Here is a 19,850-nt window from a genome sequence, read left to right on the forward strand (position 1 = left end):
GCTGTCATGGATCAAAATAAGAAAAAATAATATGTGTATCCGCTTTCTTGCACGTAGGCAAACAATAATTCGTTGGAGGAGCCAATAGGCACCCCGTGGACTGTCGTATGTGGACAAGCATCCGCATTCCATACTACCTCCTAAAGCCCAACGTGCAACATTGCAGATACTCATAAAAAATAAAATCCATACCCCGGGCAGCTATGGATTTTATAGTCAAGGATTTAAGCCAGGCTCTTGTTCAAATCTCTCATTTTTTTGATCTGATTGTGGTCTCCATTGAGGGATACCCTTTGGTCCATAAGCGCTTGCCTGACCTCTACACTCATTTCTACATCTGAAGCTAGGGCCATATCGTATGCTTTCAGAGCGGCATCCTCTCCCGCTTCGCATGATTCCAAGATACTTGTCCTGTCATTGCCGGAAAAAATGGATTTAAAACTCATCCATGAACGGAATATTTTACCTGAAGCTGTGGTCCCCTCTTCTATTTTCCCACCTGCTTTGAGGATTAAGTCACCAAGAACACTGACGTGGTCTCTGCTGTTTGAGATCATTTTCGCAAAGCGCATTTTAAGATCAGCATCTTGAATCTCCAATGATTCGATGGCATTCTGATGGCCTTCGATCCTGTCATTATTGATCAATACGAGGTCATTGAGTGTACTTGTCAATTCTTCTAAATGTGTCATGATAAGTTTTTGTTAATTGTTGGAATAATTTACCAAATAACTATACCCAACATTCAGACCATGTTTTGGATATTCTTCCAAATCAAAAACTCTTACAATTATTCACTAAAACGATATAAAAATCAGGCAGTAGAATATCAATCTTGCTGACAATCCCATTTAAATCAGACCAATAAAAACCTACCATTTATAAAATCTTCTTCCTCATTTCTTTCATCCTTTTAAAAAATGAAGGGGTCAGTCCGGTGACTTTCTTAAACTGATTGGAAAGGTGGGCCACGCTGCTGTAATCCAGTTGATAGGAAATCTCTGTCAGGTTAAGTTCATTGTAGAGCAACAATTCTTTTACTTTTTCGATTTTGTTGAAGATGATGAATTGCTGAATGGTAATTCCCTGAACCTCCGAAAAAACATTTGACAAATAGGTATAGTCATAGCCGAGCTGTTCGCTGATATACTCAGAGTAGTTGATTTTAGGTTGGACCTCAGATTGATGGATCATTTTGATCACCTCATTCTTAATTTTATCTATCAAAATACCTTTTTTATCATCTAATAGTTCGAGCCCGATTTTCTTTAGGTTCAGCCTCAGGGCTTCTATCTGGGTAGGCGTGATTTTTTCCGATACCTCCACTTCCCCCAAATTGACATTGGAATAGCGTATATCTAGATTTTTCAGTTCTTCCTTGACCACCATGATACAGCGATAGCTCACCATGTACTTAATATGAATCTTGTGTTTTTCCACTTTAATTAGGAGATAGGCAATTATTCGGCCACTAAAAGAAAGTTATCCTTATTGAATGGTGGGTCTTGGTACACATTTGTATAGACGATGGCCTTTTCCAATAACTTCTTTAATTTCTGAAAATCATTGGGTTTGTGGATATAGACATTTGCCCCGTTGAGGAAAGTCTCCTGCATGTCATTTTCGGAAGAAGATGTTGAATATATCGCCACAGAAACTTCTTTGAACTTTTTGTCTGCCCTGATTTCTTTCAGACATTCCAAGCCGTTTTTTCTTGGCATGTTGATGTCGAGAAAAAGGATCTGCGGAAGATTTTCGGTTTCGGTGTTTTGCATGAAGTGCATAAGTTCGTCGCCGTCATTCACGGTTTCTACAGTTGTACCGACATTGAGTTCATCAAAAGCCTCCTTAAACAACAGTCTGTCTGCTTCATCATCATCTGCTAATAGGATCTTAATGGATTTTTCTTTCATTTTTTTACCGGTAAATAGATGTCGATTGTTGTTCCTTTATTCAGTTCACTTGTTGCACTTACAAAACCACTGTGGTTTTCTACAATTTTTTTGACAATGGCCAACCCAATTCCTGTTCCGGGATATTCATCTTTGCTGTGTAGTTTTTCAAACACCTCAAAGATCCTTTTACTGTACTCCTGATCAAATCCTATACCGTTATCTGAAAACTGAATATGACAATAAAATTTTTGATTCAGGTTTTCGATGGTTTTGATGCTATCTTTCTTAACTATCTCCGCGGAGATGTAGATTTTGACGGGGAATTCTGGTCTTGAAAATTTCAAAGAATTACTGATCAGGTTATTGATCAACTGCCTAAACTGAAAGGGAATGACACTGACATCACACATCTTGTTGATGGTGATTTTGGCGTTTTTATCCTTTATTGCTTCTTTCATTTCCATCTGTACGTCTTTGATAATGTCCGCAAGTGGAAGGGCTTCAAATTTTCTTTCGGCCGAATTGAGACTTGTAAAAGTCAGCAGCTCCTCTATCAGCTTTTGCATCCTATTGGCTGACTTTTGCATATGCTGGAAATAGACCTTGCCCGAAGCTGATAAATTTACCATTTCTTTTTCAAGAATCCTGTCAGCAAAAGTCTGGATCTTTCGGAGTGGTTCCTGCAAATCATGACTTGAAATGTAGGCAAAGGCCTCAAGCTCTTTGTTCATCCTACCGAGCTCGTTGTTTTTTTCTGACAATGCCTTATTGGAAAGGTCGAGCTGCTTTGTTCTCTCCAATACTGCCTTTTCAAGCTCGATATTGTAGTTTTTGGTTTCTTCTATGTCTTTTGTGTATTCTTCCAATTCATTTTTCTGGGTCAGCATGGCATCGGTTATATCATTAAAAGAAAGTAAGATCAATTGCTCTCCGTGGCTTTTCTGAATAAGCCTGCTTGCATTGAGTAAGAAAACTTTTTCCCCAATCCTTGGAAAGTTATGCGTTATTTTATAGTTGCTGAATGAGGAATTTTTAGGAATAATATGCTCGAGCAATTCCCTTAAACTCGGGATATTCCATCGTTTTTCTTCAAAATCAAATAATTTCTTGCCATCAATCTGATCCTCCTTGAGTTGGAATATCCTATAAAATGATTTGTTGGCTGTCTTGATCTTCAGGTTTTTATCCAAGACAATCATTGGCTCATGGAGGGTAGAGATGATGGCATTGGAATAGTCGTAGGATTCATTGAGCAGGTCATTTCGGGTCTGAAGCTCTTGGTTGGTCGTGACAAGCTCCTCATTCGAGGATTCAAGTTCCTCTTTGGAGGTTTCCAGCTCTTCGTTGACGGTCTGCAATTCTTCATTGCTCGAGACTACCTCCTCATTGGCACTTTGGAGCTCTTCTATAAACCCTTCCTGCTCTTGGGACAGTTCCATGGCATCTTTTTGGGACGATGCCAATTCGTCCTCAAGCTGTTTTATTTTTTGTTCCTTAATACTGAGAATTGAATCTTGGATTGCGTCCTTTCCTTTTACTTGCCGGGAGCCTGTAACCTGATCATGTTGCGAAAAAATAACCAGCATCAACCTTTCCTCAAAATCCACATGGAGCGGCGACACCTCGATACTGATGACGAATACAGTATCGTTGACATTCATCTCAATTCCGGTTTTACGCACATATTGACTGGTCTTTATACACTTGGAAATCAGACTTCTTAGATGAAATGCTATTTCTTTGCGTACAAGCTTCAGGATATTCAGAGAAGCTTTTCCGGAAAAATGGCTTAGGTACAGGTCTGTTTTGCCTCTGAATTGGAGGATTTCCATCTGCTGATTGATGACGGCACAGGGAGGCAAAAATTCAGATATTATTACTGTATCAATAGCTTGATCCAGATTTTTGCTGTTTTGAAGTGTGCTGGATTTGGCTGCACTGATCTTGGAATCAGTATCCACTGCGTGCTTTGTATGTTGGGTTTCTCCTTTGGTCATTCTTGAAGTGGGTAATGATAATATGCGTCCATCGGCGCTGCTTTTTCTTGAATAGATTCGATACTTTTTATTGACCTCTGAGAATAGATTTGCCGAAGAACTGATAGTCTCAGCTTTTCCCAGCATCAGATATCCCGTTTCGTTCAAGGAATAATGGAAAGTTGACAATACTCTTTTCTGTGCTGCCAAATCCAGGTAAATGAACAGATTCCTGCAGCTGATAAAATCTATCCTTGAGAATGGTGCATCCTTTAACACGTTGTGCGGGGCATAGACACAGATATCCCGGATCAGTTTAGAAATCCTGTAGCTGTTTCCTGATTTTGTAAAAAACCGCTGCAGTCTTTTCGGTGAAACCGATTCCAGTTCGTCTTTGGTATAAACGCCGGCTCTTGCTTTCCTGATTGCCTTTTCACTCAAATCAGTCGCAAACATCTGAATGGGGATATGGGTGCCGGTATTTTCCTGAATTTCCAGAATCATCATGGCAATGGACAATGCCTCCTCACCTGAAGAACAGGCAGGAACCCATATCCGAAAGGTCTCTTCAGCCTTTTTTGACTTTAGAAGTTTGGGAAGAAGTACCTCTTTGAGGTATTTGTAGGTATCCGAATCCCGAAAAAAACTGGTCACATTGATCAGTAAATCCTGGTAGAGAATATCCAATTCTTCCTGTTTTTCACCGATGAGGTTTACATAAGCTTTGAGATCTTTTGCTTTATTGAGCAGCATCCGCCTCAGGATCCTCCTTTTGATTGTCCTCATTTTATAGAGAGAAAAATCCACTCCCGTGAATTTCAGAAGGCTATTGATGATGGCTACCAATTCTGGATTGGCATCGTCTATCAGGTCTTCTTCCCTTGTTTTTCTCCCTGAAATCCTGATCAAAGGATTTTGGCTGATCCTGTTCAGCTCCAAGGCGATATCTTTGGGCGACAATATAAAGTCTACCAACCCCGCAGTGATGGCAGATTTGGGCATGCTGTCAAATTTTGCCGAGGAATCTTGGGCAAAAGTCAGTCCTCCCTCCTGCTTGATCGACCTCATGCCTATGGTACCATCCGTGGCACTTCCGCTCAGGATTATCCCTATTACGTTTTCCCTATGGGTCTTTGACAGGGAGGTAAATAGGATATCAATCGGAAAATTGAATTTGGGAGTTTCCGGCCTTGGTGATAATATGATTTGGTCATTTTCTACAGAAATCTCCTTGTCCGGAGGAATGATGTAAAATGTATCAGGCTTGATCAGCACCTTGTTTTCAACCTCGCCCACCTCCATGGAGGTGATTTTGGCCAACAACGGCGTAAGCATACTCTTATGGTCGGGACTGAGATGCTGTACAAAAATAAATGCCATGCCCGTGTCAGGGGCTAGGTATTTCAGTAATTCGGACACAGCCTCCAGTCCTCCCGCCGAAGCACCTATGGCAACAATCGGGAAATCTACCCTTTGCTTAGGTTCCGGTAAAGAATCCTTTTCTATTTTGCCTTTTATGGATTGTCCCATGCCGTTTTTTCGATTTAATTTCGGTAGCTATATTCAGCATCAGCAAGAACTTGTGTGATGTAGGCAGATTCTACAGGATCAAGTTACCATTTCTTTGACCCGATTCATAGCCAGTTGTAACATATTATAAAAAAACCTCCTAAACATTTCTGATAATCCGGTATTCCTCCAAAAGCATGAGAGAAACAGCCCATTACCTGATCAGGATGATCCCTCCAAAGGCAGGTATATCCACCAAAACCGAATGTGCTTTACCTTCAAAAGGTCCTTTTGCCGAGACAGAGGTGACCTCTGTCCCTGAGAAATCCTCGTCATAACCTTTCCAGCTACTGTTGAATTTCACCTGCCATTTGCCACCTATGGGCACACCGAATTTATAATTGTGGAAAGTCTGATTCGAAAAATTAAGCACCATGATTACGGGCCGATCACGGTGATCCGCATGGCTCCGGCTGTAGGCCAGCACCAATGTGTCTTGGTTGAAGTGTAAGGTCTCCGTCAGGTGCCCTGTCAGCCCCACCATCGCTTCATCACGTCCATTCCGCATGCCGATCAAGTCACGGTACATGCCCGAAATTCCATGGAACATCGTTTGTCTTTCCCAATCCAAGCCCACCTTATCCGAGAAATGACCATAACTGATAAATTCCTGACCCTGAAACAACATCGGGATTCCCGGTGCGGTCAGAAGTGCAATGGCTCCCAAAGTAGATTTCTTTTTGGCATATTCACCGTTGGCCTCACCAGGCTGTATCTCCTCCGGCAACCGGGACGACCCATTGGCCACCTCATCATGGGACTCTGTGAAAATCACCCTTTGGAACACATCATTGTTGAAGGCAAAAAAGAGAGACTCCACCACGAGCTGAAGGTTTCGGTGCTGGTCCTCAACCTCCAGCAAAACCCTTTTGATCTGGTTTGCGAAGCCCAAACCCCATTGAGAATGAAAACCGAGACCATTGAGCATGACCCCGGAAGTGACCACAGGATCTGCTTTAAGGTCTTCTGCGATCAGGATTTTGTGGGGAAAGATATCCCGGATCTCCCCGTTCAACTCCTGCAAAAACCTATATCCTTCCTCCAATTCTGCCTTGTTGTTGCTGTTTTCACTATCTAGGTACCTGATGACCGCCGTGGCATCAAACCTCAACCCATCACATTGGTAATCGTCGAGCCACATCAGCGCATTGTCACGGAGGTAATTTCGTACTTCCTTCCTGCCATAATCGGGTCGGTTTTCACCCCAAGGCGTCTTGGCCCTATAGTCATTGTAGAAATAAATGCCACCGAGGCCATTTTCCTGCCAACCGTCAAACTGCCAAATGTCAATATCCGAAGGTCCAAAATGATTGTAAACCACATCCATGATCACCGCTATTCCCCTGATATGGGCTTCCCTGACAAAATACTTCAAACCTTCGGGACCACCGTATGCTGACTCCACGGCAAAAGGATGCGCGGGATTATATCCCCAGGATTCATCTCCGGCAAACTCCATCACCGGCATGATTTCTATCGCATTGATACCCAGATCTCTGACATAATCCAATCTCTGTACAGCAGAATAAAAATTTCCCACGCCCCCATTTTCAATCCCATCCCTGTTGAATGTACCGATGTGCATCTCATAGATCACAAGCTCATTGAAAGAGGGAATTTGAAACTGATGCTCTTCCCTGTCTTTTCTAAGGTCTATGACAATGGAATTGCCCATGCTATTGGTCAATTTCCGGGCATAGGGATCGTTTTTGGTGATTTTGTTTTCTCCGTTGTAGAGGACGTATTTGTATTCGTCCCCTTCATAGGCAGCATCCACATGCACCGCCCAATAGCCGTCATTTTCATGTTCCAAGAGGTATTCATTATCTCTCCAACCATTGAAGCTGCCCATCACAAAAATCTTGTTGGCATTGGGCGCCCACACCCTAAAGGTCACACCTTGTCCACCTACGATGGCTCCCATTCCCTTATTTCCTATCTCCTTCATCTCTATTTATTGGTAAATTATTTAGAAAAAAATGTTCCTTTTTGAGATGAATAGGAAAAAAACATCAATTATTTAATCATAAGATAATATATTACATTTTAGTTCCAATACTCACCCTTCGGTTTTTATTTCCTCGTCTCCTTTCTCGATGATGATTTCCTTTTCGACAACTTTCATTGCAAAATCTGAAGGATGAACCGCCACCTCATACTTCTCCGCATACACCCTCGTAAATGCCGCCCCAAAGAACAATATCAAACAGGAATAAGATACCCAAAGCAAAATCAGCACTACAGAACCTGCCGCTCCATAAACCGAACCGGGATCTGCGGCACCAAAATAGATGCTGAGCAATATTTTCCCGAGATTAAACAACAGCGCTGTCATAAATCCCCCCAACCATACCGACCTCCACCTGATCTTCATGTCAGGCATAAACCTAAAAATCAACACAAACAAAAGCCCGATGACAAAGGTGGACAGGGCAAAATCAAAGAATTGGGCTATAAAAAGGTAAGCAGGCTCCCAAAGTCCGGACAGAAAACTGCTCAGAACCGTCAGTGCCGTGGAAACCACAAAACTAACGATCAACAAAAAAGCGATCACCATCACAAAGGCAAGGCTCAAGGCCCTGTCTTTGATGATTTTCCACCAACCGGCCTCAGGATCCACCTTGACACTCCATATCTCATTCATAGAGATCTGAAGCTGGTAAAACACCCCCGTAGCACCGAATACCAATACCGCCACCCCCATTACGGTAGCAAAAACTGTCCTGTTATCCTTACTCGAATTTTCGATAATAGAGACGATAGACTTCGCAGCACTTGGACCGATGGCCTCCGAAATCTGCCCTGTAATCTCCCCTTGCACGATCTCCTGCCCCCAAAATGCCCCGACAGCACTAATCACGACGACAAGCAATCCCGGCAGGGACAACACCGCATAGTAGGCCACGACTGCGCCTAATCTCCATGGATTGTTCTTGTTCCAAAGCTTCCCCGCTTTCCATAATAGGCCGGGCAAGTGACTGATCCTGAATCTATTTTCTTTATGCATTTTGTCTTGTTGATTTGGGCCAAAAAAACATTTCTGCCCCCGCCTTAAAACAGCCGTAGGAAACGAGTGCATTAACCGTGCCCCAATGGAAAAGGGAAGTGAATTTGTGGTGGATGACAGGCAAAAAAGAAAAAGCGGTTACCCGAAACAATTCAGGGTAACCGCTTTTTGAAAATGGTTTTTATGCAAAAAAAGGATTATTAACTTTCAAGAATCTTCTTTTTCTCAGCATCAAACTCCTCCTTGGTGATCACACCTTCGTCCAACAGTTTTTTCAGTTCTCTTAACTTATCTGCCTTGGTCTTATCCAAACCGCTTGGGATGGAATAGTAGTTGGTATCAAGCCCTCCGACAGCCGGCTGAAGCTCATAGGTTCTGAATGGTTTGTATTTCATGATCCAAAGGAAAGGAACCAACAAAAATAATCCTCCGATCAAAGCACCCACATCCAACTCCTCATCCCTTGAAAAAGAAGTATTGAAAGGGTTATAGCCTTCTTTTTCTAATCTGACCAAAGTGGAACTGCCCACTACCTTGGTATCCCGGTAGGCATAAGGCGTATTCCCCATGTACTCCCCATTCATATACAGCTTGGCATCAGATGGGGTCGATTGGATCATGGTCGTGCTGCCACAACTTGCAAAGAAAATAGCAACAGCCAAGAATAAGGCAACGGATTTGAGATAGATGGATTTCATTAAAAATTTGAGATTTAGTTTCACAATAATAAGGCCTATTGTCAAAACTACAAGAAAGGGAGGGGGAAAAGTTTGGGCTATTTCTTAAGCTATATGATGAGGAAATTTCCTTTCACCACAAAAGTTGATAAGAGGTAGAATGTTCAATTAAAAACAGAACCCGACATTTAGTCAAACACCTCTTCTATGACTTAATTCTCATTTTTCGGTCAGGTATGCAAATGATTGTGGTGGAAATAGATTAAAGTCTGTTCTCAAGCATTTTGGGGTTCTATACTTTTTTGTTTTTTTTATTTTAATCGCAAAACCTTGTTCTCTGTCTGCAAAATATTTGTAGTAAAAATCCTTCGTAATACCTGAATGTTCTTGCGTTAGTTCCCAAAGTGTTTGTAGGTCGTAGTTTAAAATTTCCTCAATTTCAAACTCTCCAATTACCTGTTGAACTGGGGATGATGCATAAACTAGGACTGATTTTACATTTGTATTTTTGAAGATTGATTTCCTAAACTCAAACCTCTTTGATCCATCAAATATTTTAAAGGCGAATTCTGGTTTTATTGATAAAACTACTTTCATATCATTTTTTCCTGTTGTAGGCGAAGTTAATTAAGTCCTCAAACTGTTTTGAGGTCAATTTAGCAAAACCTTTTGGTAAACTCATTGGGTCTGCAAATATCCCCAAGTTTATTAAATCATTCAAGGTTGGTTTTGGTGTTGGTAAAGAATGTGCATAAAGAAAATTGATGATAAAAGGTCGATAAGTAGGAAACTTGTTCCACCATTTGTTAAGTAAGTCGTCTTTGGGAATCATTGTTCTACGATTACAACTATTGAAAAAGTCATCAAAGTCCATAAATCCGTCCTTGATACTTTCAACAATACATATAGATGTTACCGTACTTGAATATTTTTTAGGTGCATTTTCACCAATTCGATAAATTAGAACTATATCTCCTGATTTTAAATTTCTATCTGGTGCGTGTGAAATATATACCTTACTTATTCTATTTCGGTGTGGTTCGTTCTCCGTATATTTTGCCTTGTCTTCTTTTGTGTTTATACTATCGGGAAATAACTCTGTATGGTATTGAGGTTCAATTTTAATGAGATACTTGTCAGTCTCTCTTGAGAAAAATGGGAATGTCAATTTAGGATTGTCAATATTTATTGGCAAGTTCTTACCAAATTGTCTAACGTAAACTAATTCTTCTCCATTTTTTGAAGTTTTAATGCCGTGATAGTAAAAGCCCCATTCTTCAAGCATTTCTATTAATTGCTCTTGTTCAGGTCGCTTGTTAAATATTGTCACATATATTTCTTCAACTTTAAATAGCAATGCATTGTCAAAAACAGTTTTTAAAAATCTCTCGCCAATTTTATATCCGTTACTTGTGACCTTAAGTGTTCCTATTTTTAACCGTTTTTTTGGTATAAAAATGGGGCTGATGTCTGAATAACTTTCTTCTCCCAGCTTTTCAATTTTGATAAACAAAAATGCGCTCAATTGATTATCGCTATAGCACACATAACAAGATTCTTCAGATTTGCCATTAAACCATTTATCAAACTCCTGATAATCAAGCCGAAAACTATCGAAAAAACTATCTCTAATGTCGACTTCTCCAAAGTCTACTTTTTTAACTGCCAATACCTTATGAGAAATTAGGTCGGGGTTTTCTGCAGTTACCTTTTCTAAAAAGGTTTGTATTCTGTAAACTCTGCCAGCTATTCCAAGAAGTTTAGCTTTTATGTGGATTTTCTTGTCTTCAGAAATCAGTATGTCAATTCGATTCTCATAGACTTCATTAAGTATTTGCGTATCGTTAAGATCGTTGGCAGTAGTGTCAACTTTACCACTGATTTGTTTTATGGAATCACTTAATTTAGCTTGGTATTTTAGTTGATTGTAACTTTCAATTTTTATATTCATTGACTTCAATGAGTTTTGGTCTTTGTACCGATTAAGCTCAATGATGGTCAATGGGTGGATGTATTTGTCATATTTTAACTTGTCAAGCCAAAAGAATAACTGTCCTATGTCAAGATTGTAAATCTTTTCAGCTTCTCGATGTATAATGATATTGGTATCAAGTAGTACTTTCACTTAAATATGTTCCTAATTGGTTGATTTTTAAGCTTATCTTCATTGGGTTTGGAGAAGGTGGAAATACACCACAAAAGTTGATGCGAGGTAGAATGTTCAATTAACCACTTCACCCGCCATTGAGCCAAACGCCTGTTAGCGGTTCGGCTTTCTTTTCTGTCGTCTGTGTTTAGCTGAATATTCATAATCTTTACTGAATTGTCGCAATGTAATTTTCAATTTCTTCACTTTGCCCAAATGCAGTTGTCGGATTATTGAAAGGTGGTCTGTCAGAATTTTGTAGACTTAAAATCTCACCATTTTCAACTTCATCTCCATAATTTTCAGTTGTTCTAAATTTTCCTTGTCCCCTAAAATTCAAAATGACCGCTTGAACTCCTGGAATGATACAAATTTGAAGTCCGGTTTCTTCACTTTCAAAAAAGTCGTTTTGGTTAAGTCGCATACGAACTGTCTTGCCTTTCAATAAACTTTCAGGGCAGTATCCGTTCCACATATTTGAAATTTTCGTTTCCGTCATTTTTGTTGTTTTTAAGTTATTGCCGAAAGTAAAAAGAAATAGTTCAATGTTTTCTCCTTGTGTGTCAAGGTCATTGGCAAGCTGTCTTGTAAGCTGCAAAAAGTCAAGATACTTTTTCTCAGCATTGTCATATCGTATTTTGTCTAACTGTTGAAAATTTGAATATGTCTTGATTGCAAAAACATCAATAAGTCGCTGGTCAAGTATTAGGCAAGGATTGTCGTTAAATGATATTTTGAAAAAGTAAAGTAGTTTGCTGTAAGTTGATAGTCCAAGTCCTGCAACGTTCTTAAAAGTTAATGTCAGGTCGTTAAAGTCTTTGGTTGTTGGATTTGACTGTTCTCTTAACCTCAGCAACACGTTTTCAATTGTTTCAATGTGTTTGAGAATATTTACAAAATGATTTCCACGCATTCCTGCTGTGTAGCCCCAATAAATTGTCTTGATAATTGCTTCTCTTGGCTCGTTGGTTTCAAAAATGTCTTGACGGCATATAGTTAATGTTTTGTTGTCGCTAAACAACTTGTCATTGAGATTTTTTAGCCACTGAATTTCACTTTCGGCTTTTGTCCAAGTCGTTCGTTTTGTCGTAAAACATTGTTGTCTTACAGGTAGGTTTGAGATTAGTATTTTGTAATTATCAATGTTCATTCGTGTCTTCTTTTAAGCTGACCGCTAACGTTCGGCAGCTACCCGAAGGTGGCGATTTAGAAGCACTTCACTGTCAACCAAGCACAAACTTTGATAGAAGCACAAAGCTTGACTTAACCAATGAACCGCCAATTTCTTGTAGGTGCTGTTAGCTACAGGCTTTTATATTTTTCAATGATTTGTTTTAATGATTTTTCAGTTGAAACTATATCCATTAATAGTAACATCATTTGAGTTTTTGTTTCTTCCGATGTATCATTTAAGTGAGAATAGCTTAAGGTCTGCAAATAATTTAACTTGTTTTTTAAAAGTTCTTTGCCCTCTACTAAATCATTGAGAATTGATAATTTATCATATTTTACTAATTCAATTTTTGAAGTAGAAATCGAAGTCCAAGAGTTGGTTCTTATATTCGGAGCGTAAAAACCGCCTACTTTTTCATATATCCGAAGAATTGACATTTCTTTGTCAGAAGTATAGTGTTTTAAACTGTCAATTAGCGTTTGTTGTTTTGGAATATTATATTCTATTTCTTCTTCACTTTCAGTAAGTTCTAATTCTATGGATTTGAATATTTGATTTAAATAAATTTTTTCTTTTCTTTCTTCGTTCCAAGTATTAATAAACAAAGCAATTAAAATCCCCACAATAACCGTAGAAACCTCTCTTAAAATCTGGTATATATTTTTTTTCATATGTTTTATTCGCTTTCAATATAAGCTTGTAGCTAACGGCGGTTTTCAGCTACACGCAGGCAGGGATTTTTACCACTGAACTTCCTTCGAAGAACTGAACTTCAAATTTAGCACTTTCCTGTCCTACGAAGCACCAAACCCCTGCTTGCGTGTAGGTGATGTTGGTGGCTGGCATTCTTGTTATCCGTGTCATTGGCTTTCTTCTTTTTTAGGTAATTCCATACCTGCGTTTATCAATATTAGTCTTTTAGTGTCGTCCCATTTTTTGCTTCTATACCTTGCTTGTGATACTCTGTCTTGATACTTTTTCCTTTCGTCCTTACTTAATTTTTCTAATTCTTTCGGGTCTTGATTTTTAATAAATTCTTCCGCTAAATTTTCTATGGCTTCCCTTTCTTTTTGCTTTTGCCATTCCCAATCAACTCCATTTTTTGATAGAACTTCGCCTAATAACTCAGTCCTAAGTGGATTCAGAAATTTTTTGACTTTCCCACGACTTCCTGTTAATTTTAAAGTTATTTGTTCGTTAAGCCACTTCCCAATTTTAGTGTGTTGATGTGGTATTGATTTGAAGTTGTTTTTGTCTTTGTAGTAACTTTCTAATTCTAGTAATTTTTCATACCAACCTTCATCATCAGGATCACTCCCAAGGTTTGGAACTTCCCAAAGAAAGTTTACTGAATTCATTCTTTCTTCTTCATAATCAGACCATAAAGGGGTTTGATTTCCTTTTCGTCTTTGTTTCTGTTGGGCACACCAAGAACCTATTGAATAATGAGGGTGACTTTTTTCTTTAAACTGTGGCACGTGAGTTATCTCACTATCAGGATTGAATTCTCGTTTATATGCAAGCATTTCTTTGAATCGCTTTTCCCAAATCATCATACTGGTTTTTTCCCAACCATCACCAACAGGAAAGTCAACATCAATTAAACGCAAAAGAAGGTCATCAGGCATTGCTTCGTTCCTAATCAGTTCTTTCATTCTAAAATACCACCGAAGCAATTCTTTGTCATCTGTTGTCTTAGTTACAACTCCTGATGAACGAACATCTCTCTTATAAACTATGAATCTTTCTAAAAAGTAGTCAAAATTATCATAGTCGTTTTGGGTGGCTTTTACATTTTTATCATAATCTGGAGTGTCTTTTGGGTCAAAACCGTCTGTTAAGTCAACATCAGGGAGTTTGACTTTTTTTGTTTTCTTATTTCCATTTTCACCGTCAGTTGGTTGTGATTCTTCTTTCTTATTTGAGAAAAATTGCTTGTAGAGTAAATCGGCTTCTTCATATTCATCTATTAACTCTCTCGTAAGTTTTCTTGTATGAGTATTGCTTAGTTCAATTAGGTCTTTGTAGTATTCTTTTATTTCCCTAATAAGTTTTATTCCTTGCTTATCTGTTTTTGTATTGAAGTCAAGTTGAATTGACGCTTCAATATTCGCAATGAATCCTGAACTTGTCAGGTTTGATGAACCAATTATTACTCTCGAAAATTTTTCGCCTTCAAATAAAAATAGTTTTGGGTGATAGGTTATATAATCTTCTTCACGATGATAAATGTATGTTTCAATTTCATTGTATAGCAATTTTTCTAGGGCTTCTTTTGATGTTCCTTTATTGTCTACACCCACGTAAAATCTGAGATTTTTAAATTTGTCGCGTGATGATTTAATAGAAGGGAGAATTTTGTCAACTCCTGTCAATGCAACAAAAGCAACAAATCCATAGAAATTGTCAAAATACTTGTTCTCAAACGAGTTCACTAATTGTTTCCCAACATTGAATTGGCTGCTCTCAAGTCCGTGTCCTAAAAATGTTACTTGCATTCTCTGTCGTGTATGTTCTTTATGCTTGCCACCAACGATTGTATATCAACAAGACTTGTTGATATCTACCCAATTTGGACTGGTATCAACAATATTGTTGTTATTTTTCAATTACCTAAACTTAATTGCTTTTAGTTAAAAATCCTATGCAAGATTGGATCAACTACCTAAAAAAAGTAAAATGTCAATTTTTCAGAAAATTGGATTACCCCAATCCCCTACTTGCTGACCTTTCACCCATCTTTGTGCAAAGCGACGCACCAATCAGTCCAATCATAAAAGCTGAAATGGTAGTGATGATTAATTCCAATTTATCAACTGAACCCTCAAGGAAAATCCCAATAAAATCATCTAAGGGAAAGGCTTTGTCGTATTTCAACTAGTCTAATTTAATAATACTTCAATTCAGGATGCGTTCTTTCAGGACTTCCTCCAAATCCCTGTTCCCTTTTGGGTTTTTAAAAAGTCTGTAAATGAGAAAGATGGGGATCAACAAGAGTATAATAAATCCCAAACGTTTTTCCCCAGAAATAATCCACCCTACTATTCCGGGAATGATCCCCGCAAGAAAGCCAATCGTCGCGGCCTGAAAAATTTTAGATTTTTTCAGTTTATTTTTTTCGACCAACAGTTCTGCATCAGTCATCTCCTTGTAATTCTTTTTTTCCATATCAGTGTGGTTTTGAAGTTATGTTAAATATTTCCGGTTTGCTTCCCAAAAGCATGGCGCTATATACGCCTAGGACATACATGGCACGACAGTTCCAGATAAGTTTCAACTGTTTAAACTTAATTCTTTTTGGTATTTTAAACAAACCGCCAACAGCCCATCAAAAAATAAATCAGGGCAATAAACCTACCGGAAGACTGAACCAAAAATACCTTCCCAAGTGTGGCTGATGCTATTTCCCGGTCTCATGTTGATGAATTTTCCGAAGTCAGGAACCATGCTGCCTATGATCAGGCCTGTCATGGAAGTCCATTTTTTGAAACCCCAATTGATGGGAAAAACAAGCGCAGCGTGGGAAAAGATAAATGGCATGGATTAAGGATTTAATGTAAAAATTTGAGTATCCGCAGGGTTGAAAGTTGGGCATGAGGATACTTTATCGGATGCGGATACTCGTCCACAGACGACAGTCCACTGTCCACTGAACCGCTAATCGTTCTCAAACCATAAATTGTTTGGATAGGTGCAAGAAAGCGAATACAAATATAAAAATAGGCATCGTTCCCCTAACTTACATCTTCATAAAAAATCATGTACCCGAAAATTTTGATTTGCACCGCTTTCTCTCTCGATAATCAAAAGATTTTCTTCTTAACCAAGTCTAAGGATCTCCTAGGAAATATCCCTAGTCCCAGTAGGTCCACCCTTATCTTCCCATACAGATACTCCGTTTCAGAGGTATAGATACTCCGTGTCCTAGCTATAGATACTTCGACTCAGGTTTATCCTTTAGGTACCTTAAGGCTATTCATATTTGTGACTTGGGACCTTCAGACTTCCTACTTCCCAACTTCCTCCTTCAGCCTCCTTCCTTCCTACCTCTTACTTCCGACTCCCCAACTTCCTTCTTTCCAACTTCCTACTTCCCAACTTCCCTCCTTCCCAACTTCATCCTTCCCAACTTCCTCCTTCCCAACTTCCCAACTTCCTTCTTCCCAACTTCCTACTTCCCTACTTCCTACTTCCTCCATCATCCTTCATCCTTCATCCTTCATCCTTCATCCTTCATCCTTCCCTCTACCATTCCTCCAAACCCAATAATTTCTTACCCAAATCTGTCAATTCCGCTACAGGATGTTGTTTTTCCCTTTGCAAAGGATCGCCGGGAAAGGCATAGCCTTTTAGCGCTTCGCGGCTTTGCCAACTGTGGATGCGCCACTGACGGAGGGATAGATTTTCGGGTTCGGCAGGCATCATAGAGAGGTATTGGGCGATGCGGACTCTGTCCTTGCTCCTGTTGGCACGGATTCCGTGCGGCAAAAGTGAATTGAATATCAGCAAATCCCCGGCTTCCAGTTTGACTTTGGTCAGTTCAAATCCGGTAGTGTCGGGTTGGAAATAATTGCGGTCGGCAGCTTGGGTAAGTTTCCAGGTATCGTAAGTCCTGTAGAGCTCGGGAATACATTGGAAGCCGCCCATTTCTTCATCGGTTTGGTCTGCAAGGGCAAGGACACCCTGCACATTTTGGGGTTTGGTATCGGGGTCATAATCCCAATGGATAAATCCCTTGTACTCAAATCCGGGCCGGATAGGAAAGTTCAGGTTGGCCCGGTCGATGGTCACCCACAGTTTTTCGGTGCCCCAGATATCCGAAAAAGCCTGATGGACTTTGGGTGTCTGCCTGTTGTCCCAAAGGTATTGGTGGTGGTAGATTTCGACCATTCCGGTATTGACAAGTTCCTTCATTTCCATATCGGGGTTGGTTTTTCGGTACCAGCTCTCCGGGTTTTCAGGATCTTTTCCTTCGAATTCCCACAGGAAGTCCGCCAACTTTTTAGCCTGAGATTTTGGAACGGCATTTTTGATAACCACATAGCCGTTGTGGACCCAAAAATCCCAATCCGATTCAGACATTACCTGTAATGGCATTCCGTTGCTGCGGTCATTGAGCTTGGTAGTGGCAGTCTTAGAGACCGAATAATTGGATTTGGGATCATTTGTCATGCTGTTAATTTAATAGAAAAACTGCGATATTTAGAGAAAAATATTCTCTGAGATGATCTCATTTTTATCGACTTTGGAAGATTTCCATACCAATCTTTGGAGGTTTCATCTACCGGTACCGGACGATATTGCGGTGCAATTTATCGATGGCGACAACAGACGGGTCAGGGTTCACCTGGAAGGAATCCCTGTCTTCCCTGCTGCCTTGATGAAGACGAAGGAATATTGGTTTATCCTGCTCAATAAGCCCAACCGGGAAAAGCTCAAAATCGCCGAGGGGGATAAAATCAACATGACCTTGGAAAAGGACCTCTCGGAATATGGCCATGAAATGCCGGAGGAAATGCAGGTGCTCCTCGATCAGGATGAGGTAGGAAGTGGATATTTCTATGCCCTGACCAAAGGAAAGCAGCGAGGCCTGATATATATCGTTACCAAAGTCAAAAACACCAATTCGAGGCTCAACAAGTCCCTTGCCATCATCGAACACCTGAAGGATGTGAAAGGAAAACTCGACTACAAAATGCTGAACGAAAAAATCAAGTACTACAATAATCTGGATAAGGGGTGGTGATTGGTCCCTGAGCTTGTCGAAGGGTTGGTTAATGGTAATTTGGTTAAGGGTTAATGGGTTATTTGGTTAACTGTTCTGCGGCCATCTGTAGGCAAATCGTACCAATTCAATAAATTTTTCTTAATACTGAATCTTGAATTTTTGAGGCGGGCAGGACGACGGCGGACCGGGCCGGCTCCGGCCTTGTGCGTTGATAGGATTCCGCCGTCTTGACTTTTTTGGCTACTTTTTTTGTCAAGAAAAAAAGTAGCTGTAAAAAGTACAACTATTTTTATCACGACCTTAAGAATCATTTTAATAAATTCAAAATTACATACTAGGTTTGCTCAATAAGCAAAATTTATTTTCCCAAAAACCCATCCGCATGTTCTTCTACCTTTCCCAATTCCTGAGTTTTTTGGCCATGCCACTGACCATCATCCTGATTTTATTGATTGCAGGGTTTTGGCTCCGCAAAAAGAAATACGGCAATAAATTGATGATTGGTGGAATCATTCTGATGCTGATTTTTTCCAATCAGTTTTTGGCAAACCTCGCCATGCAAACTTGGGAACCGGATTTCAAAGCTTTTGATACGCTACCCGATTACGAAATCGGCATTGTCCTTACAGGCGTGACCAACCTGAACAAAACTGCCTTAGACCGTACTTTTTTCAATAAGGGCGCTGACCGTGCCACGCATACGGTGCAACTCTATAAATTGGGAAAAATCAAAAAAATCCTCATCACCGGCGGACAGGGCCTAAACCCCACCAATTCCAACACCGAAGCAGAAATGCTACGGGATTTTATGGTCATGACGGGTGTACCAAATGAGGATATTTTGGTAGAAAACAAAGCCAAAAATACCCGGGAAAACGCAGCCTTTTCCAAAGACGTTCTTTCTAAAAGCGGTTTCAACCTTGACCAAAGATTTTTATTGATCACTTCCGCTTTTCATATGCCTCGCTCCAAAGGTTGCTTTGAAAAGGTAGGATTGCAGACAGATAGTTTTCCTGTGGATTATTATTCTGAAGATATCCGCTTCAGCATCCCACAATTGCTCCAACCAGATCCTTATTCCATTTTCATGTGGCACAAACTCTTCAAAGAATGGATTGGGATTACGGTTTATTGGGCGGTTGGGTATATCTAGAATACCCGTCACCCTGAGGAACGAAGGGTCTCTCATCCGTCATTCTGAGTGAAGCGAAGAATCTCTCCAGGGATTGGTTGTAATTGTTCTAGTTGTTGTAATTGTTGTCTGCTTCGCGTTTTCAGGTTGTCGGGTTGTTGGGTTGTTGGAACCGTCATTCTGAGTGAAGCGAAGAATCTATATTTGATTTGTTGTAATTGTTGTCTGCTTCGCGTTGTCGGGTTGTCGGGTTGTCGGGTTGTCGGAACCGTCATTCTGAGTGAAGCGAAGAATCTATATTTGATTTGATCAAGTTGTCAAGTTATCTGCTTCGCGTTGTCGGGTTGTCGGGTTTTCAGGTTGTCGGGTTGTCGGAACCGTCATTCTGAGTGAAGCGAAGAATCTATATTTGATTGGTTGTAATTGTTGTCTGCTTCGCGTTGTCAGGTTGTCAGGTTGTCGGGTTGTTGGAACCGTCATTCTGAGTGAAGCGAAGAATCTCTCCAGGGATTGGTTGTAATTGTTCTAGTTGTTGTAATTGTTGTC

20 protein-coding genes are annotated in these 19,850 nt (G+C 40.0%); 2 read left to right on the plus strand and 18 right to left on the minus strand.

Annotated elements, in window-relative coordinates:
* Positions 1-224: 224 nt before the first annotated feature.
* The 18 genes from MMU07_RS14125 to MMU07_RS14210 form a co-directional block, all read right to left on the minus strand.
* The gene (locus tag MMU07_RS14125) at positions 225-692 is read right to left on the minus strand and encodes a ferritin-like domain-containing protein (protein WP_241126523.1); all 468 of its coding nucleotides are present in this window, start codon (positions 690-692) and stop codon (positions 225-227) included.
* A gap of 187 nt (positions 693-879) precedes the next feature.
* Entirely contained in the window at positions 880-1,440 is a 561-nt protein-coding gene (locus MMU07_RS14130) for a helix-turn-helix domain-containing protein (protein WP_472843680.1), read from the minus strand.
* A 20-nt stretch (positions 1,441-1,460) separates the two neighbouring features.
* Positions 1,461-1,913 carry a response regulator gene (locus MMU07_RS14135; protein ID WP_241126524.1) on the minus strand — a complete coding sequence of 151 codons (453 nt, stop codon included), beginning with the start codon at positions 1,911-1,913 and terminating at the stop codon, positions 1,461-1,463.
* Positions 1,910-5,401, minus strand: a complete 3,492-nt coding sequence (locus MMU07_RS14140; protein WP_241126525.1) for a CheR family methyltransferase — start codon at positions 5,399-5,401, stop codon at positions 1,910-1,912. The genes MMU07_RS14135 and MMU07_RS14140 overlap by 4 nt, the downstream gene beginning before the upstream one ends.
* A 193-nt stretch (positions 5,402-5,594) precedes the next feature.
* Positions 5,595-7,388 (minus strand): alpha-amylase family glycosyl hydrolase, encoded by a 1,794-nt coding sequence (locus MMU07_RS14145; protein ID WP_241126526.1) that lies wholly within the window; start codon positions 7,386-7,388, stop codon positions 5,595-5,597.
* Positions 7,389-7,499: 111 nt separating this feature from the next.
* Positions 7,500-8,447: a YihY/virulence factor BrkB family protein gene (locus MMU07_RS14150; protein ID WP_241126527.1), complete on the minus strand. Its 948-nt coding sequence runs from the start codon at positions 8,445-8,447 to the stop codon at positions 7,500-7,502.
* Positions 8,448-8,647: 200 nt separating this feature from the next.
* Entirely contained in the window at positions 8,648-9,145 is a 498-nt protein-coding gene (locus MMU07_RS14155; protein ID WP_241126528.1) for an SHOCT domain-containing protein, read from the minus strand.
* Between the two features lie 198 nt (positions 9,146-9,343).
* Positions 9,344-9,721 (minus strand): ASCH domain-containing protein, encoded by a 378-nt coding sequence (locus MMU07_RS14160; protein WP_241126529.1) that lies wholly within the window; start codon positions 9,719-9,721, stop codon positions 9,344-9,346.
* Position 9,722: 1 nt separating this feature from the next.
* Positions 9,723-11,249 carry a PIN domain-containing protein gene (locus tag MMU07_RS14165; protein ID WP_241126530.1) on the minus strand — a complete coding sequence of 509 codons (1,527 nt, stop codon included), beginning with the start codon at positions 11,247-11,249 and terminating at the stop codon, positions 9,723-9,725.
* A 190-nt stretch (positions 11,250-11,439) separates the two neighbouring features.
* Positions 11,440-12,420, minus strand: a complete 981-nt coding sequence (locus MMU07_RS14170; RefSeq protein WP_241126531.1) for an 8-oxoguanine DNA glycosylase OGG fold protein — start codon at positions 12,418-12,420, stop codon at positions 11,440-11,442.
* Between the two features lie 152 nt (positions 12,421-12,572).
* Complete coding sequence (locus MMU07_RS14175) at positions 12,573-13,115, minus strand: hypothetical protein (protein ID WP_241126532.1); 543 nt, start codon at positions 13,113-13,115, stop codon at positions 12,573-12,575.
* A 49-nt stretch (positions 13,116-13,164) separates the two neighbouring features.
* Entirely contained in the window at positions 13,165-13,308 is a 144-nt protein-coding gene (locus tag MMU07_RS14180) for a hypothetical protein (RefSeq protein ID WP_241126533.1), read from the minus strand.
* Entirely contained in the window at positions 13,305-14,942 is a 1,638-nt protein-coding gene (locus MMU07_RS14185) for a phospholipase D-like domain-containing protein (RefSeq protein ID WP_241126534.1), read from the minus strand. Before MMU07_RS14185 ends, MMU07_RS14180 begins: the two co-directional genes overlap by 4 nt.
* A 205-nt stretch (positions 14,943-15,147) precedes the next feature.
* Positions 15,148-15,321 carry a hypothetical protein gene (locus MMU07_RS14190; RefSeq protein ID WP_241126535.1) on the minus strand — a complete coding sequence of 58 codons (174 nt, stop codon included), beginning with the start codon at positions 15,319-15,321 and terminating at the stop codon, positions 15,148-15,150.
* 21 nt (positions 15,322-15,342) lie between these two features.
* Entirely contained in the window at positions 15,343-15,612 is a 270-nt protein-coding gene (locus MMU07_RS14195; RefSeq protein ID WP_241126536.1) for a hypothetical protein, read from the minus strand.
* A gap of 186 nt (positions 15,613-15,798) precedes the next feature.
* The gene (locus tag MMU07_RS14200; protein ID WP_241126537.1) at positions 15,799-15,984 is read right to left on the minus strand and encodes a DUF4184 family protein; all 186 of its coding nucleotides are present in this window, start codon (positions 15,982-15,984) and stop codon (positions 15,799-15,801) included.
* A 503-nt stretch (positions 15,985-16,487) separates the two neighbouring features.
* Positions 16,488-16,646, minus strand: a complete 159-nt coding sequence (locus MMU07_RS14205) for a hypothetical protein (protein ID WP_241126538.1) — start codon at positions 16,644-16,646, stop codon at positions 16,488-16,490.
* A 43-nt stretch (positions 16,647-16,689) separates the two neighbouring features.
* Positions 16,690-17,616 (minus strand): phytanoyl-CoA dioxygenase family protein, encoded by a 927-nt coding sequence (locus MMU07_RS14210; protein ID WP_241126539.1) that lies wholly within the window; start codon positions 17,614-17,616, stop codon positions 16,690-16,692.
* Between the two features lie 52 nt (positions 17,617-17,668).
* Here MMU07_RS14210 and MMU07_RS14215 point away from each other — a divergent pair, with 52 nt between their 5' ends.
* Positions 17,669-18,190 (plus strand): YdeI/OmpD-associated family protein, encoded by a 522-nt coding sequence (locus tag MMU07_RS14215; RefSeq protein ID WP_241126540.1) that lies wholly within the window; start codon positions 17,669-17,671, stop codon positions 18,188-18,190.
* A 364-nt stretch (positions 18,191-18,554) separates the two neighbouring features.
* Entirely contained in the window at positions 18,555-19,325 is a 771-nt protein-coding gene (locus tag MMU07_RS14220) for a YdcF family protein (RefSeq protein ID WP_241126541.1), read from the plus strand.
* Positions 19,326-19,850: the final 525 nt, after the last annotated feature.

The organism is Cognataquiflexum nitidum (assembly GCF_022538055.1).
Classification (GTDB): Bacteria; Bacteroidota; Bacteroidia; order Cytophagales; family Cyclobacteriaceae; genus Cognataquiflexum; species Cognataquiflexum nitidum.

Coding starts and splice junctions, on each gene's coding strand:
- MMU07_RS14220 (WP_241126541.1), top strand. CDS start 18,555: ATGTTCTTCTACCTTTCCCAATTCCTGAGTTTTTTGGCCATGCCACTG.
- MMU07_RS14200 (WP_241126537.1), bottom strand. CDS start 15,984: ATGCCATTTATCTTTTCCCACGCTGCGCTTGTTTTTCCCATCAATTGG.
- MMU07_RS14195 (WP_241126536.1), bottom strand. CDS start 15,612: ATGGAAAAAAAGAATTACAAGGAGATGACTGATGCAGAACTGTTGGTC.
- MMU07_RS14125 (WP_241126523.1), bottom strand. CDS start 692: ATGACACATTTAGAAGAATTGACAAGTACACTCAATGACCTCGTATTG.
- MMU07_RS14145 (WP_241126526.1), bottom strand. CDS start 7,388: ATGAAGGAGATAGGAAATAAGGGAATGGGAGCCATCGTAGGTGGACAA.
- MMU07_RS14185 (WP_241126534.1), bottom strand. CDS start 14,942: ATGCAAGTAACATTTTTAGGACACGGACTTGAGAGCAGCCAATTCAAT.
- MMU07_RS14175 (WP_241126532.1), bottom strand. CDS start 13,115: ATGAAAAAAAATATATACCAGATTTTAAGAGAGGTTTCTACGGTTATT.
- MMU07_RS14155 (WP_241126528.1), bottom strand. CDS start 9,145: ATGAAATCCATCTATCTCAAATCCGTTGCCTTATTCTTGGCTGTTGCT.
- MMU07_RS14180 (WP_241126533.1), bottom strand. CDS start 13,308: ATGACACGGATAACAAGAATGCCAGCCACCAACATCACCTACACGCAA.
- MMU07_RS14135 (WP_241126524.1), bottom strand. CDS start 1,913: ATGAAAGAAAAATCCATTAAGATCCTATTAGCAGATGATGATGAAGCA.
- MMU07_RS14160 (WP_241126529.1), bottom strand. CDS start 9,721: ATGAAAGTAGTTTTATCAATAAAACCAGAATTCGCCTTTAAAATATTT.
- MMU07_RS14205 (WP_241126538.1), bottom strand. CDS start 16,646: ATGATGGAGGAAGTAGGAAGTAGGGAAGTAGGAAGTTGGGAAGAAGGA.
- MMU07_RS14215 (WP_241126540.1), top strand. CDS start 17,669: ATGATCTCATTTTTATCGACTTTGGAAGATTTCCATACCAATCTTTGG.
- MMU07_RS14150 (WP_241126527.1), bottom strand. CDS start 8,447: ATGCATAAAGAAAATAGATTCAGGATCAGTCACTTGCCCGGCCTATTA.
- MMU07_RS14210 (WP_241126539.1), bottom strand. CDS start 17,616: ATGACAAATGATCCCAAATCCAATTATTCGGTCTCTAAGACTGCCACT.
- MMU07_RS14170 (WP_241126531.1), bottom strand. CDS start 12,420: ATGAACATTGATAATTACAAAATACTAATCTCAAACCTACCTGTAAGA.
- MMU07_RS14140 (WP_241126525.1), bottom strand. CDS start 5,401: ATGGGACAATCCATAAAAGGCAAAATAGAAAAGGATTCTTTACCGGAA.